The 15,197-nt window shown below is 72.9% G+C and carries 13 protein-coding genes and 1 riboswitch; of the genes, 6 read left to right on the top strand and 7 right to left on the bottom strand.

Annotation, left to right across the window (positions count from 1 at the left end; genetic code table 11):
• Nucleotides 1-105 precede the first annotated feature (105 nt).
• Nucleotides 106-1,794 carry a M23 family metallopeptidase gene (locus AB0K92_RS01545; RefSeq protein ID WP_365918299.1) on the top strand — a complete coding sequence of 563 codons (1,689 nt, stop codon included), beginning with the start codon at nucleotides 106-108 and terminating at the stop codon, nucleotides 1,792-1,794.
• Between the two features lie 110 nt (nucleotides 1,795-1,904).
• Here the strand turns inward: AB0K92_RS01545 and pcrA are convergent, their stop codons facing one another.
• On the bottom strand, nucleotides 1,905-4,415 hold the full coding sequence (pcrA, locus tag AB0K92_RS01540) for a DNA helicase PcrA (RefSeq protein WP_365918297.1): 2,511 nt from the start codon (nucleotides 4,413-4,415) through the stop codon (nucleotides 1,905-1,907).
• A 273-nt stretch (nucleotides 4,416-4,688) separates the two neighbouring features.
• Nucleotides 4,689-4,856: riboswitch (cyclic di-AMP (ydaO/yuaA leader) on the top strand.
• 7 nt (nucleotides 4,857-4,863) lie between these two features.
• Between pcrA and AB0K92_RS01535 the strand changes: the two genes are divergently transcribed.
• A complete protein-coding gene (locus AB0K92_RS01535; protein WP_365918295.1) occupies nucleotides 4,864-6,057 on the top strand; it encodes an NlpC/P60 family protein in 1,194 nt (397 codons plus the stop codon).
• A gap of 88 nt (nucleotides 6,058-6,145) precedes the next feature.
• Here AB0K92_RS01535 and AB0K92_RS01530 read toward each other — a convergent pair whose 3' ends face one another.
• A complete protein-coding gene (locus tag AB0K92_RS01530) occupies nucleotides 6,146-6,499 on the bottom strand; it encodes a hypothetical protein (RefSeq protein ID WP_166001706.1) in 354 nt (117 codons plus the stop codon).
• 427 nt (nucleotides 6,500-6,926) lie between these two features.
• On the opposite strand from AB0K92_RS01530, the gene AB0K92_RS01525 reads away from it, so the two are divergent.
• Nucleotides 6,927-7,994 carry an NlpC/P60 family protein gene (locus AB0K92_RS01525; protein WP_365918293.1) on the top strand — a complete coding sequence of 356 codons (1,068 nt, stop codon included), beginning with the start codon at nucleotides 6,927-6,929 and terminating at the stop codon, nucleotides 7,992-7,994.
• Nucleotides 7,995-8,140: 146 nt separating this feature from the next.
• A complete protein-coding gene (locus AB0K92_RS01520; RefSeq protein ID WP_365918291.1) occupies nucleotides 8,141-8,773 on the top strand; it encodes a hypothetical protein in 633 nt (210 codons plus the stop codon).
• A gap of 57 nt (nucleotides 8,774-8,830) precedes the next feature.
• Here the strand turns inward: AB0K92_RS01520 and AB0K92_RS01515 are convergent, their stop codons facing one another.
• Together AB0K92_RS01515 and AB0K92_RS01510 are read right to left on the bottom strand one after the other, a co-directional pair.
• The gene (locus AB0K92_RS01515) at nucleotides 8,831-9,577 is read right to left on the bottom strand and encodes a response regulator transcription factor (protein ID WP_166001700.1); all 747 of its coding nucleotides are present in this window, start codon (nucleotides 9,575-9,577) and stop codon (nucleotides 8,831-8,833) included.
• Entirely contained in the window at nucleotides 9,574-10,872 is a 1,299-nt protein-coding gene (locus AB0K92_RS01510; protein WP_365918289.1) for a PspC domain-containing protein, read from the bottom strand. Before AB0K92_RS01510 ends, AB0K92_RS01515 begins: the two co-directional genes overlap by 4 nt.
• A gap of 179 nt (nucleotides 10,873-11,051) precedes the next feature.
• Here AB0K92_RS01510 and AB0K92_RS01505 point away from each other — a divergent pair, with 179 nt between their 5' ends.
• Together AB0K92_RS01505 and AB0K92_RS01500 are read left to right on the top strand one after the other, a co-directional pair.
• A complete protein-coding gene (locus AB0K92_RS01505) occupies nucleotides 11,052-12,734 on the top strand; it encodes a PspC domain-containing protein (protein WP_365918287.1) in 1,683 nt (560 codons plus the stop codon).
• Entirely contained in the window at nucleotides 12,721-12,957 is a 237-nt protein-coding gene (locus AB0K92_RS01500) for a hypothetical protein (protein WP_365918285.1), read from the top strand. The genes AB0K92_RS01505 and AB0K92_RS01500 overlap by 14 nt, the downstream gene beginning before the upstream one ends.
• Here the strand turns inward: AB0K92_RS01500 and AB0K92_RS01495 are convergent.
• The 3 genes from AB0K92_RS01495 to AB0K92_RS01485 all read right to left on the bottom strand — a co-directional run bounded on the left by AB0K92_RS01495 (nucleotide 12,921) and on the right by AB0K92_RS01485 (nucleotide 15,172).
• Entirely contained in the window at nucleotides 12,921-13,469 is a 549-nt protein-coding gene (locus tag AB0K92_RS01495; protein ID WP_365918284.1) for a DoxX family protein, read from the bottom strand. The two genes, AB0K92_RS01500 and AB0K92_RS01495, sit on opposite strands and share 37 nt — an antisense overlap.
• Nucleotides 13,470-13,552: 83 nt before the next feature.
• The gene (locus tag AB0K92_RS01490; RefSeq protein ID WP_365918282.1) at nucleotides 13,553-13,846 is read right to left on the bottom strand and encodes a hypothetical protein; all 294 of its coding nucleotides are present in this window, start codon (nucleotides 13,844-13,846) and stop codon (nucleotides 13,553-13,555) included.
• A gap of 21 nt (nucleotides 13,847-13,867) precedes the next feature.
• On the bottom strand, nucleotides 13,868-15,172 hold the full coding sequence (locus AB0K92_RS01485; protein WP_365918280.1) for a hypothetical protein: 1,305 nt from the start codon (nucleotides 15,170-15,172) through the stop codon (nucleotides 13,868-13,870).
• Nucleotides 15,173-15,197 lie beyond the last annotated feature (25 nt).

Raw genomic sequence — 15,197 nt, 5'->3', positions numbered from 1 at the left:
GCGGCCGGACAGCGACCCGACAGCGACCCGACAGCGACCAGACATCGAACGCTCTTCGAACACAAAGCCAAAGTTCGTGCCCGCCCTCCCCCGAAACACGGCCGAATGCCCGTTTCCCGTAGGCACGAAACCTGCAGAAGATTGTCGTGCCCGCGTACCGCCGGGTACAGTCGCCGCACTGCTCTGGCAGCCCCTGTTGTCGAGGCGAAAGAGAAGTTGGTGAACGACCGTCACCCGTCGGGGAGCATGACCACCCCGGCTCCGGCTTCCGACGCCGCCTCGGCGCACTACGCGTCGTACGGCACCCAGGAAGCCCCTTACGGGGACTTCACCACATACGGCGGCTATCCAGCCACCGATTTCGACACCGGCGGCCACCCCACCGCCTCCTCCGCCACCACCTTCCAGGCGGACCCCCTCTTCGGCGACATGACCGGCGGCCACGACACGGGCGCGTACGACAGCTCCCAGTGGTCCACCGGCAGTCACGAGACCCTGAACCAGGACCCGTACGCGGCCCAGCACCACGCCGCCTACGACACCGGCGCCTACGACGCCACCGCCTGGTCCACCGGCTACCAGCAGCTCGCCGGCATTCCGCACCAGACCGCCGCGCCCGACACCAGCGGCCAGTGGGACGCGAGCGCCTGGCTCCAGCCCGAGCAGTCCGGCGGCCCCGCCGACCAGACGCAGCAGTGGGAGTGGGGCACGCAGCACTTCGACACCGGCGCGTACGACGCCACCCAGTGGAACACCGCCGGCGGCGACAGCGACCAGCAGCAGGCCACCGCCACCTTCGACCAGGTGACGTACGAGGAGTCCACCGCCTACGAGGACGCCTCCGGCTACGACGAGTCCACGTCGTACGAGGACGCCTCCGGCTACGACGACCCGGCCGGTTACGAGGGCGGGACCTCCTACGACGAGAGCGGGCAAACCGTTTTGCCGGAGGACGGTCTGGCCGCCACCGGTGAACTTCCCGCCGTCGGCCTGCTCGACGGACAGGAAGAGGTCACCCCCGAGCCCGTCTCGCGCGCGGCCTCCCGCGGCGGCTCGCGCTCCCGCCGCCGTACGCCCGCCAAGCGCTCCGCGCTGCTGACCGTGGCCGTTCCCTCGGCGTGCGTCATGGGCGTCGCGGGCATCGCCGCCGCTTCCGTCGGCACGTTCGGCGCCGAGGACGCGCAGGAGACCTCGACGACCGCGGCCGACGCCCAGCCGGTGAAGCCGGCCACCGCCAACAACAAGCTGGACACCCAGCTGGAGAGCCTGTCCGCCGAGGCGGACGACTTCGCCGACCGGGCCAGCCGCACCCAGGAGCGCATCGACCTCAAGGCGCAGCAGGAGGCCGAGCGCAGGCGGGCCGCCGAGGAGGCCGCCCGCAAGGAGCGGCTCCGTCCGAAGTTCGCCCTCCCGGTCGCCCAGCACGGACTCAGCGCCTACTACGGCCAGTCCGGCATCAACTGGATGTCGCTGCACACCGGCATCGACTTCCCCGTCTCGTACGGCTCGACCGTGATGGCCGCGACCGACGGCACCGTCCGCACGGAGTGGAACAGCGCCTACGGCAACATGATGATCGTGACCGCGAAGGACGGCACGGAGACCTGGTACTGCCATCTCTCCAGCTACCGCGTGGCCTCCGGTACGACGGTCAAGGCCGGCGACCCGATCGCGTTCTCCGGGAACTCCGGCAACTCCACCGGCCCGCACCTGCACTTCGAGGTCCGGCCGGGCGGCGGCGCGGCCATCGACCCGCTGTCCTGGCTGCGCAGCCACGGGCTGGACCCGTCCTGACCACGTCGGCGTGAACGGCCCCCGCCCTGTCCGGCGGGGGCTTTTCTCACGGCGTCACGGCCTCACGGTGTCAGGCGTCACGGGGTCAGGGGTCACGGCGGCGGGCGCCGCTACAGCTTCTCGACCGGCGCGTACCGCAGCAGCAGCCGCTTCGGCTTGGCGTCGCCGAAGTCGATCGTCGCCTCGGCGTTGGCGCCCGTGCCCTTGACCCCGACGACGGTGCCGAGCCCGAACTGGTCGTGGGTGACGCGGTCGCCGACGGCCAGGGACACCGCCGGCTTCTCCGCGGTCCGGCGGGTGGCGAACCCGGAGGCGCCGGACGCCGAGGAGCGCGAACGGGACGACGACAGCGAGGCCGCCACGCCCGAGACCGGTCCCGCCGGGGCGGCGACGGCGCCCGTGCGCTTCCAGTCGACGTACGCCGCGGGGATCTCCTCCAGGAAGCGGGACGGCGGGTTGTACTGCGGCTGTCCCCAGGCGCTGCGCATGGCGGACCGGGTGAGATACAGCCGCTCCCGGGCGCGCGTGATGCCGACGTACGCCAGGCGGCGCTCCTCCTCCAGCTCCTTGGTCTGGCCGAGGGCGCGCATGTGCGGGAAGACGCCGTCCTCCATGCCGGTGAGGAAGACGACCGGGAACTCCAGGCCCTTGGCGGTGTGCAGGGTCATCAGCGTGATGACGCCGTCGCCGTCCTCCTCGTCGGGGATCTGGTCGGAGTCGGCGACCAGCGCGACCTGCTCCAGGAAGTCGGCCAGCGTGCCGGTCTCCCCCTCACCGCGTTCCTGTTCGAACTCCAGGGCGACGGCGGCGAGTTCCTGGAGGTTTTCGATCCGGGTCTCGTCCTGCGGGTCGGTGGAGGCCTGCAACTCGGCGAGATAGCCGGTGCGTTCGAGCACCGCCTCCAGGACGGTCGCCGGTCCGGCGCCGGACTCGACGATGGTGCGCAGCTCCTCCATCAGCGCGTTGAACCGCTTGACCGCGTTGGTGGACCGCGCGGCCATGCCGTACGCCTCGTCGACGCGCTTGAGCGCCTGCGGAAAGCTGATCTTCTCGCGCTGGGAGAGCGCGTCGATCATCGCTTCCGCGCGCTCCCCGATGCCGCGCTTGGGCACGTTCAGGATGCGGCGCAGCGGGACCGAGTCCTCGGGGTTGGCGAGGACGCGCAGGTAGGCCAGGACGTCCCGGACCTCCTTGCGCTCGTAGAAGCGGACGCCGCCGACGACCTTGTAGGGCAGGCCGACGCGGATGAAGACCTCTTCGAAGACACGGGACTGGGCGTTGGTGCGGTAGAAGACGGCGACGTCGCCGGCCTTCGCCTCGCCCGCGTCAGTGAGGCGGTCTATCTCGTCGGCGACGAACTGGGCCTCGTCGTGCTCGGTGTCCGCGACGTACCCGGTGATCCGGGCGCCCTGGCCGGCGTTGGTCCACAGGTTCTTCGGGCGGCGGGACTCGTTGCGCTCGATGACCGCGTTGGCGGCGGACAGGATCGTCTGGGTGGAGCGGTAGTTCTGCTCCAGCAGGATCGTCGTCGCGTCCGGGTAGTCCTCCTCGAACTGGAGGATGTTGCGGATGGTCGCGCCGCGGAAGGCGTAGATCGACTGGTCGGCGTCACCGACGACGCACAGCTCGGCGGGCGGGACCTCGGCCTCGGGCGGCACGTCCACCGGGTGCTCAAAGGTGCCGACCAGCTCGCGGACCAGGGCGTACTGCGCGTGGTTGGTGTCCTGGTACTCGTCGACCAGGACGTGGCGGAAGCGGCGGCGGTAGTGCTCGGCCACGTCGGGGAAGGCGCGCAGCAGGTTGACCGTCGTCATGATCAGGTCGTCGAAGTCGAGGGCGTTCGCCTCGCGCAGCCGCGACTGGTAGAGGGCGTAGGCCTGCGCGAGGGTCTTCTCGAAGCCGTCGGAGGCCTGCGCGGCGAAGTCCTCCTCGTCGATCAGCTCGTTCTTCAGGTTGCTGATCTTGGCGCTGAAGGACTTGGGCGGGAAGCGCTTGGGGTCCAGGTCCAGGTCGCGGCAGACCAGGGCCATCAGGCGCTTGGAGTCGGCGGCGTCGTAGATCGAGAACGACGAGGTGAAGCCGAGCCTCTTGGACTCGCGGCGCAGGATGCGCACGCACGCGCTGTGGAAGGTCATCACCCACATCGCGTTCGCGCGCGGGCCCACCAGCTGCTCCACGCGCTCCTTCATCTCGCCCGCGGCCTTGTTGGTGAAGGTGATCGCGAGGATCTGGCCCGGGTGCACGCCCCGCTCGGCCAGCAGGTAGGCGATGCGGTGGGTGAGCACGCGGGTCTTGCCGGAGCCGGCGCCGGCCACGATGAGCAGGGGGGAGCCGGAGTGGACGACCGCGGCGCGCTGGTTGTCGTTCAGCCCCTCCAGGAGGGCGGCCGAGTCGACCACCGGGCGGGGGGCGCCGTCCCGGTAGTAGCCTCCCCCGCTCTCGGCTCCGCCCGAGCGGGGGGAGCCCCATCGGTCCGGCGGCACGTCGAACTTCCCGCCGAACAGATCGTCCGGGATCGACTCCGGAACGTGATCGCCCTCGGGCGGCGGCGGGGGTTCCTCCTCGTGCCCGCGAGGGGCCTGGAGGTCCGCCAGGAAGCTGTCGTCAAAGAGGCTGCTCATCGCTCTCCGAGTCTAGGGCGCCCCACTGACAACCGAGGGCCGCCCGCAGAACATCACACCGGCCGCCGGCCGCCACGCGCCGCGCAGGCTCGGCGACGGCGAGCGACGCGCAGGGAGCGCTGAGGGGCCGCTGAGGGACCGCCGGGGGGCGCTGTCGGAAAGGTCACGGAAATGTATCGGGCATATCACCCACCAACCTTCACAGCAGGCACACGAGTTGGCTACCGTTCCGCGCAGGCCGTACGACCTCCTACCGGCGAACGTCGCCGGGCCGCGCGGCCTCCGCCGAGTCCGGCGCGCCCGCACAGCGGCCGGAGCCGGGGACCCAACAGACTCTGGGGTGAATCGGCCCTCCCCTTCGGGACGGGCTGTAGGGCAACCCTTCCTCACGACCCGCCCGAACCCGACAGCTAACCCGGTAGGCGGCCCATGGAAGGAGTCGCCTCCCTTGGCGTCGCACCGCAAGTCCCGTCCCACCCCGCGCGTGGCCGGCATACGCACCCCCGCCCTCGCCACCGCGGCCCTCACCTCCGTGGCCCTGCTGTCGCAGACCGCCGACGCCGCCCCGTCCGCCGACGAGAAGCCGAGCCTGGAGGAGGTCGAGAAGAAGGTCGACGAGCTCTACCGCCAGGCGGAGTCGGCGACCGAGAAGTACAACGCGGCCAAGGAGAAGACCGCGAAGCAGCGCAAGCGGGTCGACACCCTCCTGGACGACGTCGCCCAGCGGGCGCAGAAGCTCAACGAGGCCCGCGAGGAGCTGGGCTCCTACGCCGCGGCCCAGTACCGCACCGGCGCCGCCGCGCCCGGCGTCGCGACCCTGCTGCTCGCGGACTCCCCGCAGGACTACTTCGACCGCACCCACCTGATGGACCGGCTCACCAGCCGGCAGAAGGAATCGGTCGACGACTACTTCGCGCAGCAGTCCGAGACGATGAAGAAGCGCCAGGAGGCCGCCGAGAGCCTCCAGACGCTCACCGAGTCACAGGCCGGCCTGAAGACGGCCAAGGCCACCGTCCAGAAGAAACTCGCCACCGCGCGGGAGATGCTTTCGCGGCTGACCGCCGAGGAGAAGGCCCGGCTCGCCGCGATCGAGCAGCGCGAGCGGGAGGAGGCGGCGCGCAAGGCCGCGGAGCTGGCCCGGCAGCAGGCGGAGGAGCAGCGGCTGCAGGAGCAGGAGGAGCGGGAGGCGGTGCCGGCCCCGCGGGAGGAGACGGGCGGCGCCTCGTCCTCCCCCTCCGCCTCCGCCGGCGAGACCTCCGTCCCGGCCGCCGGCGCGACGTACACCGCCAAGGCCGAGAAGGCGATCGCCTTCGCCCGCGCCCAGATCGGCAAGCCGTACGTCTGGGGCGCCACCGGGCCGGGCTCCTACGACTGCTCCGGCCTCACCCAGGCCGCGTGGAAGGCCGCCGGCGTCACCCTGCCGCGCACCACCTACGACCAGGTGAACGCCGGCACCACGGTCCCCCTGTCCGCCGCCCTCCCCGGTGACCTCGTCTTCTTCTACGACGACGTCACCCACGTCGGCATCTACATCGGCAACGGGATGATGATCCACGCGCCGAAGCCCGGGACGTACGTGCGGGAGGAGTCGGTGTACTACGACGGCGAGTCGTCGATCCACAGCGTGGTGCGGCCGGCCTGACGCGGGGCGGGTGGTCCGGGGGCGACGCGGGGCGGGTGGTCCGGGGGCGCCGAGGTCCGCGGGGGCCGCGGGCGCGGGGCGCGGCGGCTCAGGTCCAGAGGACCGCGATGAAGATGTTCGCCGTGGTCAGCAGCCCCACGAGGCCGAAGAGGCCCTTGTCCACCCGCTCCTCGTCCCGCTTCACGTAGACCAGGCCGAGGATCACGATCAGCAGGGCCAGCTTCACGCCGATCTTGATGTTGTCGACCGTCTGGTCGTCGGCCTGGTTGAGACCGACCAGGATCACGCCGGTGACCAGCATGGTCAGCGCGCCGTGCAGCATCGCCGGGACGAAGCGGGCGGTGCCCTGGCCCATCGCCTTCATCTGGGTGAGGAAGCCGCCGAGGAGCGAGGCGATGCCGATGATGTGCAGGCCGACGAAGAGATGGATGAGTACGTCCATGGGGCCGGAGCCTAACGAGGCCGTCCCCCGCCGCCCGACACCGGCCCGTCCCTGGCCGACGGCGGGCATGAGCGCGTACGGGGAGTGACGCGGGGGCGGCGCATATATGCGCCATAGCATCCCGTCCCGTACGCCGGTCCCGGAATCGCCCCTTCGGTCAGCACGCTGCGTCACCTCGACCATTCCGAAGAAACGTCACGGTCACATACGGTCACCCGACGGCCCGCTCGCGTCACTTCCGTACTTCTCGTGACCTCTCCGGCATATCCCGGCCTAGCGTCCTCCCTCAGATGTCCGGCTCCCCACCGCCGCCCAGGCCCAGGGCGGCAGCCGGACGTCTCCGCCGAGAAGGTCCGGCGGCGGTCCCGCTCCCCTGTGCGACACCGCCGCCGGACCGCCCGGCCGCAGGAAAGGACGTGCAGTCCACGTGGCAGCTCACCGCAAGCCCCGGCATCGCTCGGCCGGGGGCCATCGAGCCCGTACGGCGGCAACCCTCGCCCTCGCGGGCGCGGCGGCCGTGACGGCCTTCGACGGGACGGGCCACGCCGAGCCCGAGCTGACCCCCACGCAGGTCAAGGCCACGGTGAACAAGCTGTACCAGGAGGCCGAGGTGGCCACCGAGAAGTACAACGGCGCCAAGGAGAAGGCCGACGCCGCCCAGCGGCGGCTCGCCGCCCTGCAGGACGAGGCGGCCCGCAAGGAGGAACGCCTCGACTCGGCGCGCGACGCCCTCGGGTCCTTCGCCGCGGCGCAGTACCGCAGCGGCGGCCTGCCCCCCGCGCTGCAACTGGCGCTGTCCGACGACCCCGACCGCTACCTCGACGGCGCCTCGTTCGCCGAGCGGGCCGGCGACCGCCAGTCGGCCGCCGTCGCCCGCGTCCGCCGACAGCTGCGGGAGATCGAGCAACTGCGCGGCGCCGCCCGGATCGAGCTGGCCGCGCTCACCTCACGCCGCGCGGAGCTGAAGCGGCACAAGAAGACCGTCACCGGCAAGCTGGACGCGGCCCGGCGCCTGCTGGCCCGGCTCACGGCCGAGGAGCGGGCCCGGCTCGCCGGGCAGGGCCAGGGCACCGACCGCCCCTCCCGCGCGGTGACGGCCGGACGCGATCGCCCGACGGCACCGCGTGGCCCGGTCGCGGCGCCCGACTCCCGCGCGGCGGCGGCGGTCGGCTACGCCTACTCCAAACTCGGCAGCCCTTACGTCTGGGGCGCCACCGGCCCCGACGCCTTCGACTGCTCGGGGCTGGTCCAGGCTGCCTACCGCTCCGCCGGCGTCTTTCTGCCGCGCACCACCTACGCCCAGATCGGCGCCGGGCGCCGCGTCGCCCGCTCCGAACTCCTCCCCGGCGACCTGGTGTTCTTCTACTCCGGCATCAGCCACGTGGGCATCTACGTCGGCAACGGGCAGATGGTCCATGCCCCCAACCCCTCCGCCCCCGTGCGGGTCGCGCCGATCGACGAGATGCCGTTCGCGGGGGCCACACGCGTGGTGTGAGCAGCGGCTCCGGGGCCGGTGACGGGCATGGCATGAGGCCGGTGACCGGCATGGCATGAGTACGGCGGCACGGTAGCGTCGGACAGCGAGGCGGTGGTGCGCCGCTTCCTGCGCTCCCGCAGCTCCCCTCCGCCCGGAAGGTCCCGATGCCCCGCTCGCCGCTGCCCCCGCCGCCGCCTCCGCCGCACCTTCGGACCTGGCCGGACCGGGCGGCGCTGCTGGCCGACCGGGGGCGGGCGCTGGAGGAGCTGCGCCGCCGCAGTCTGGGGGTGCACCGGGTGCTGCTGCTGTGGCTGCTGGCGCTCGCGGCCATCATCGGCTGGTCGCTGCTGATCCTGCCGCTCCAGCAGCTGGAGCAGAAGGACCCTCTCGGGTTCGTCCTCGGACCGATCTTCGCCGTCCTCGGTCTGGCCTCCCTCACCCCGTCCGTCATCGCGGTCGTCATCGCCGTCCGCCGCGACCACCGGATACGGCAACTCATCGACGCCTGGCTGGCCCTGGACAGCCACCCGCCGACCGACGCCCGGCTGCGCTCCGCCGGCCTGAGCCTGTTCTGGATGCTCTCCTCCCTGATGGTCTGCGGGATCGGCCTGTGGGCGTCCCTCGCGTCGGCGGCCCGGGCGGAACCCGGCCGGTCGACCTACGCGGACGTCGTGCTCGGCATGGGCATCGGCATGATCCTCTGGCTGACCGGGCTGATCGGCGTCGTGAAGGCCGTACGGCACCTCCGGTGGGCGCTGCGGACCCTGCGACCGGCGCTCCGGGTGCCGCAGGGCTGAGGCGGCGGCGGCGCGGGGCCGGAGGTGGCGGCGCGGGGCCGGAGGTGGCGGCGCCCGTCACACCAGGCGTCGCGCCGTCGCCCATCTCGTCAGTTCGTGGCGGTTGGACAGCTGGAGCTTGCGCAGGACGGCGGAGACATGGGACTCGACCGTCTTCACCGAGATGAACAGCTGCTTCGCGATCTCCTTGTACGCGTACCCCCGTGCGATGAGCCGCAGCACCTCGCGCTCGCGCTGGGTGAGGCGGTCGAGGTCCTCGTCGACCGGCGGGGCGTCGGTGGAGGCGAACGCGTCGAGCACGAAGCCGGCCAGACGCGGCGAGAACACCGCGTCTCCCTCCTGCACCCGGAAGATCGAGTCGATGAGGTCCGAGCCGGTGATCGTCTTGGTGACATAGCCCCGCGCGCCGCCGCGGATGACCCCGATCACGTCCTCGGCGGCGTCCGAGACGGACAGCGCGAGGAAGCGGACCGGCTGCTCGGCGTCGGCCGTCAACGCCGCGCAACGGCGCAGCACTTCGACCCCGCCGCCGCCCGGCAGATGCACGTCGAGCAGGACGACCTCGGGCCGGGTCGCGGTGATGACGCCGACCGCCTGATCGACGTCGGCGGCCTCGCCGACGACCTCGACGCCGGTCTGCTCGGTCCGGCCGATCTCCGCCCGCACCCCCGTGCGGAACATCCGGTGGTCGTCGACGAGGACGACACGCACCCGCCGGTCGACGGTGCCCTGGCCGGCCGGCTCCGCGGACTCGGCCGGTTCCGCCGCTCCCGCTGTGCCGTTCGCCTCGGTCGGGTCGCTCATGACGTGTTCTCCGCCCTCTCCATCTCCAGCTCGACCTCCGTGCCGCCGCCGGGCACCGCCCGCAGCCGGGCCGTGCCGCCGTTGCGCTCCATGCGGCCGATGATCGATTCTCTGACACCCATGCGGTCGGCGGGTATCGAGTCGAGGTCGAAGCCGGGGCCGCGGTCCCGCACGGACACGAAGACCGTCCTGCCCTCGACTTCGGCGTAGACCTGGACCGCGCCGCCCTCGCCACCGTACTTGGCGGCGTTCACCATCGCCTCGCGCGCGGCCTGCATCTGTGCGCCGGTGCGGTCGTCGAGCGGGCAGTCGCCGACGACCACGACCTCTATGGGCACGCCGTGCTTGTCCTCCACCTCGGCGGCGTTGCGCCGCACCGCCTCGGCGAGCGTGGTCGGTTCGTCGTCCTCGTCCTTGCCGGTGCCCTCCGGTTTGTACAGCCAGGTGCGCAGGTCGCGCTCCTGGGCGCGGGCGAGGCGGCGCACCTCGCTCGCGTTCTCCGCGTTGCGCTGGATCAGCGTCAGGGTGTGCAGCACCGAGTCGTGGACGTGCGCGGCGACTTCGGCGCGCTCCTGCGCGCGGATGCGCATCAGGCGTTCCTCGGACAGGTCCTGGGTCATCCGCACCAGATAGGGGCCGGCGAGCAGGGTGATGCCGACGAGGACGGCGAGGGCGGCCTGAAGAACCGAGCCGAGGTGGGCGGCGGAGCCCTGCAGGACGAAGATGCCGGAGACTCCGGCCGTGACCAGCAGGACGCCCGCGCCGGCGCGCAGCAGGGTGAGGGTGCGCCGGCGGCGGCCGACCTCGACCCAGCGGGCCCGGCGGGCGTTGTCCGCCTGGCGCCAGACGAGGGCGACGCCGGCACCGACCAGGACGGCGGGCCAGAGGTAGGCCCTGGCGCCGCCGCCCAGGTTGACGCTGCTGACGAAGACCATCGCCACGATGACCATGAGCAGCAGGGCGACGATCTGGCCCTTGTCCGGTCTGCGGGTGACGAGTCTGCGGCGGCCGTCGGGCGAGGCCTCGGTGGTGACGAAGGACGGCGGCCGGTCCGCGTCGACGCCGCCGACGCCGAGCGGCACGAAGAACCAGAACGCCGCGTACAGCAGCGCGCCGAGGCCGTCGGCCATGAACAGTCCGACGAAGACCAGGCGTACCCAGACGACGGGCAGCCCGAGATGTCCGGCGAGCCCCCGCGCCACGCCACCGAGCCAGCGTCCGTCACTGCTGCGGTAGAGCTTGCGCGGCGGCCGCGGTCCGGTGAGTGGCGCTGCTGCGGTTGCGGCTTCCGGCATGCCATCGATGGTCACACGGCGGGAGGGCCGGGGCATCAGGGTCGACCCCCGAGACGCCCCTGATCTTCGAGCCGGTGTTCCGTCGCACGGATCCCCCGCGCCGGGTCAGGGGCGATATCAGGGTCGGGCCAGGGTCATTCCCCCTGCCGTCGGAGCGGCCCGGCCGTCACCATGGACGCATGACTGATCACCAGCACGCCGCGGATGCCGGGCCCGACGCGGGCTCCGTGTCCGACCCGGCGACCACGGCCTCCGCGGGTGCGGAGTCGCGTGCGCACGAGCGCGCGGGCACGCACGGGCGGGCGGACGCGCGCGATCAAGAGGACGCGCCGGCGGAGCTGGACTCGCACGGACAGCCGGACCCCGCGACCAGGGCGGGCCGGGCCGAAGGAGCACGGGTGAACGGGGCGGCTCCGGCCGACGGGACCGGAGCACCGGCCGAGGCCGGGCAGCGGGCGGACACGCCGGCCGATGCGCGGGCCGGCGGCGGAACGTCCGGGGCCGCGGGCCCGCCCGGGAACAGCGGCCCGCCGTCCGCCGGGCCCGGAGGCCCGCAGGGATCCGACGCGCCGGAGGCGGGGCGGGCGCCCGAAGGGCTGACGGACTTCCGGCGGGACCGGTGGCACAAGATGGTCGCCGGTGTCTGCGCCGGGCTGGGCCGGCAGTGCGACATGGATCCGGTGATCTTCCGCATCACCCTGGCCGTGCTGTCCGCCACCGGCGGCATCGGCCTCATCTTCTACGGCTTCGCCTGGCTCTTCGTGCCGTACGACGACGAGGAGGAGAACGAGTTCCGCAAGCTGCTGACCGGCCGGGTGGACGGCCAGGCACTGGCCGCGGTGCTGTTCGCGCTGGTGGGTTGCGGGGTCTTCCTGTCGATGCTGAACAACGGCGGTGTCCTCACGTTCGCCGTCGTCCTCTCCCTGCTGCTGGCCGGCGCGGGGTACTGGTCGCAGCGCCGCGGCACCCCCGGCCCGGATCCGCTGGCCGCGCAGGCCGCCGCCGACGCACCGCCGGAGGCTCAGGCGCCGCCGGCGCCCATCGCCTACTCGTGGTGGCGCGACCCGATCGTGAAGGACGGCACGCACGTCGGCGGCACGGGCTATCTGTGGGGCCCCAGGGACTCCCGGGACCATGACATCGCGGCGACCGTCAGTCTCGCCCTCGACGACTACCCGCACGGCCGCGAGGCCCGCGGCCTGCCCCGGCAGGAGCCGCCGAAGCCGCGCGGTCCCCGCTGGATCGGCGGCTGGGTCTTCCTGCTCGCCCTCGTCGCGGGCGGCCTCGGCACCACGCTGACCTGGCACGGGCATCCGCTCGGCACCAGCTTGCAGGCCGGCCTGTCCTGTGCGCTGGCCGTCTTCGGCCTGGGCATCGCGGTCAGCGCGTTCCTCGGTCGCACGGGCGCGGGATCGGTGTTCCTGGCGGTCGTCACCGCGGCGCTGCTGGCCGGCGCGGCCGCGGTGCCCAAGGACATCGGCACCGAGTGGACCCGCACGACCTGGGAGCCGGCGGCGGTGGCGGACCTGCGGGGGAAGTACGACCTCGGCACCGGTGTCGGCACGCTGGACCTGTCCCGGCTGGAACCGGCCGAGGGGCAAGCGACGGCCACGGCGGCCCAGGTGGGCATCGGGCGACTGCGGGTGATCGTGCCGCCGGACGTGACGGTGAAGGCGAACATCGACGTGGGGGTGGGCGACATCCAGCTGCCGGGCGACAGAAGTCAGGACGTGGACGTCGCGCCCGGCAAGTACAGAGAGGTCACGCTGAAGCCGGAGGCGGGCACGAGGAGTGCCGGCACGATCGAGCTCGACCTTCAGGTCGGGATGGGACAGGTGGAGGTCAGCCGTGCTGCGTCATGAGTTCCAGCCGGGCAGGCTCGTCGCGGGATGCTTCCTCGCCCTCGGGGGTGTCGTGTACGCCGGGGACGCGAGCGGCGCGTGGGAGACACCGTGGTTCGTGATGCTCCCCCTCGCGGCGGGCGGCCTGATCCTGGCCGGTGCGGTGGGCTTCGTGAGCCGGGCCGTCCGCCGGAGACAGTCCCGGCGTCAGCCGGGCCAGACCTCGGCGGAGCCCCGGGCCTGACGCCGTGCGCCCCGGTCCCGGCGCCGTGTGCGCAGAGCCGCGTCCACAGAGAGGTAGGGCGCGCCGGCGAGGACCAGGGGCAGCCAGGCCATCAGGTAGACGAGATCGTTGCCGTAGTAGTAGGGGTCGGAGGCCCAGCTCACGGTCAGCCACAGGCTGAGGGAGATCAGCGCGCCGCCGAGGGCGGCGAGGCGGGCGAAGAGGCCGAGCAAGGTCCCGATGCCGACGGCCAGTTCACCGATGGCGATGGCCGAGCCGAAGCCGACGGGGTTCTCGAGGGCCAGGTCGACGAGGGCCGGGACGGCGGAGGAGTCGCGCACCGTGCGCATCATGTCGCCGACCGATCCGGAGCCGCCGTCCTGAAGGAACGCGCTGTCGGTGAGCTTGTCGAGGCCGGCGTAGACGAACGTGATGCCGAGGAAGAGGCGCAGGGGGAGGAGGGCGTAGCGGGTGGCGGCGTCCCGCCAGTCACCACCGCCGCCCATCGGCTGGGTGTGAGCGTCCGGACGCATACCGTGAGTCATCGCTGCCCGCCGCCTCTCGCCCGCCTGCCGTGACCCCTCATCAGACGATACGTACGCACGAGAGGACCCGCTCACTCATGTTCCAGCCGCTTTCCGGCGATCGCGGCCGCGCGACGGCGCGGTCCGCGCGCGCGGGCCGCCGTCCGGGCCGTTCCCCGCACCCACTGCCGCCCCGCAACGGGCAGCTCCCAACCGCTGACCGGGCCGCAAAGCTTGGCCAGCCCGGCCGGCCCGCGAAACTTGGCCGCCTCGGACGGATCGGCGGGCTCGGACTGATCGGACGGATCGGCGGGCTCGGACAGGCCCGACGGCTCGGACGGGTCGGCCGGCCAGGACGCGTCAAGCGGCTCGGGCGGCTCGGCCACGACCGGCTGCGTCGCCTCGGTCTACTCCGTCACCTCGATCACGTACGGGTTCGTCTCCACGCCCGCCGCCGTCACGACCTGCACGGTCACCCGGCCCGGCTCGACATCGGCGGGCACGGGGACGGTGAGCCTGGTGTCGGTGGGGTTGCTGAAGCCGCCGGCCACGGGCACGAGCGGGACATGGACATGGACGGCCCCGATCCGTACGGCCATCCGCGACAGCCGGTCGGCGCCCTGCGCGCCCGGCGGGACGAAACCGGCGCCCCGGATCTCGATGTCCTCCCCGGTGCGGATGGGCGCGTCGAGGTCACCGGCCTCCCTGGCCCGTACGACGGAGAGGATCACGGGACGGCCGCCCTCGGAGTACTTGCCGGCGAGGTAGGTCGCGGCCGAGATCAGGACGACCGCCGCGAGTCCCCAGGGCAGGTCGGGCAGTTGGTCCGGGCGGCGGGCCAGCCTGACCACGCCGAAGACGAGGGCGACGGCACTGATGACGACGTACTGGAGATCGGCGAAGCTGCCCCGCCCCGAGTCGTCGGTGAGCAGGTCGGCCGCCCGGGGCCGGTCCGCGCGGACCTTCTGCAGCCGCTGGCCGAGCACCCGCAGCCCGACCACCCGCCGCACCAGCACCGCGATCCCGCACACCACGGCGAGCACGGTGACCACACCGGCGCCGCGGGCCAGTTGGAGCCCGGCGATCAGCGCGTCGCGCTCGTCGTGATCCGAGGCGGCCGCCAGCTGCCCGGCCAGGACCAGCACCGTGTACACGACGAAGAGCACCCACGCCGCGGCCACGGCACGGGAGGTGGACAGCCGGTTGTCCTCGCCGATCACCGGCGCCAGTGCCCCGCCGCGGGCCCGGTGGAAGAAGGACGCCGCCGTCAGCGCCCCGGCCACCACGAGCGCGGCGAGCAAGCCTGCGGTACGGGCGGCCGTCCAGCCGGTGCCGATCGCGGTGAGCGACTGCACCAGCAGCAACAGCACGACGAGCGCCCACACCGTGAACGCCGTCCGCCGCCACAGCCGGGCCAGCCAGGCCTGGCCTTCGGCACGGCCGCGTTCGGCGACGAGCTGGGCGGACTGGGTGAGTTCGTCGGACACCCACTGGCGGGAGGCCGAAGGGGAGTGCGCGACCGCCGCCGGCAGCCCCTGCCCGGCCGCGAACTCGTCCCGTTTCCGCAGGAACGCGGCGACGGCCCGCCGGTGTCCCTCGCGCGCCCCGTGCGGGCAGTCCCCGCCGTCGCAGCCGCCCCCGTGGAGGCCCCCGTGGACGCCTCCGTACGCTCCGGGCTCCGCACCACCCTGTCTCGCCTCCTGTACCGCCACGCCCGACGCCCGCCCTTCCCGGCCA

The sequence above is a fragment of the Streptomyces sp. NPDC052687 genome (assembly GCF_040678395.1).
In the GTDB taxonomy this organism is placed as follows: Bacteria; Actinomycetota; Actinomycetes; order Streptomycetales; family Streptomycetaceae; genus Streptomyces.
The sequence above is the reverse complement of the archived record's forward strand: the minus strand, read 5'-3'. Positions and strand labels throughout refer to the sequence as shown.

Bases quoted from the DNA above. Each gene is read 5' to 3' on its own strand.
- AB0K92_RS01545 (WP_365918299.1), top strand. From the start codon at position 106: ATGCCCGTTTCCCGTAGGCACGAAACCTGCAGAAGATTGTCGTGCCCG.
- pcrA (WP_365918297.1), bottom strand. From the start codon at position 4,415: ATGAGCAGCCTCTTTGACGACAGCTTCCTGGCGGACCTCCAGGCCCCT.
- AB0K92_RS01530 (WP_166001706.1), bottom strand. From the start codon at position 6,499: ATGGACGTACTCATCCATCTCTTCGTCGGCCTGCACATCATCGGCATC.
- AB0K92_RS01520 (WP_365918291.1), top strand. From the start codon at position 8,141: ATGCCCCGCTCGCCGCTGCCCCCGCCGCCGCCTCCGCCGCACCTTCGG.
- AB0K92_RS01515 (WP_166001700.1), bottom strand. From the start codon at position 9,577: ATGAGCGACCCGACCGAGGCGAACGGCACAGCGGGAGCGGCGGAACCG.
- AB0K92_RS01510 (WP_365918289.1), bottom strand. From the start codon at position 10,872: ATGCCGGAAGCCGCAACCGCAGCAGCGCCACTCACCGGACCGCGGCCG.
- AB0K92_RS01505 (WP_365918287.1), top strand. From the start codon at position 11,052: ATGACTGATCACCAGCACGCCGCGGATGCCGGGCCCGACGCGGGCTCC.
- AB0K92_RS01495 (WP_365918284.1), bottom strand. From the start codon at position 13,469: ATGCGTCCGGACGCTCACACCCAGCCGATGGGCGGCGGTGGTGACTGG.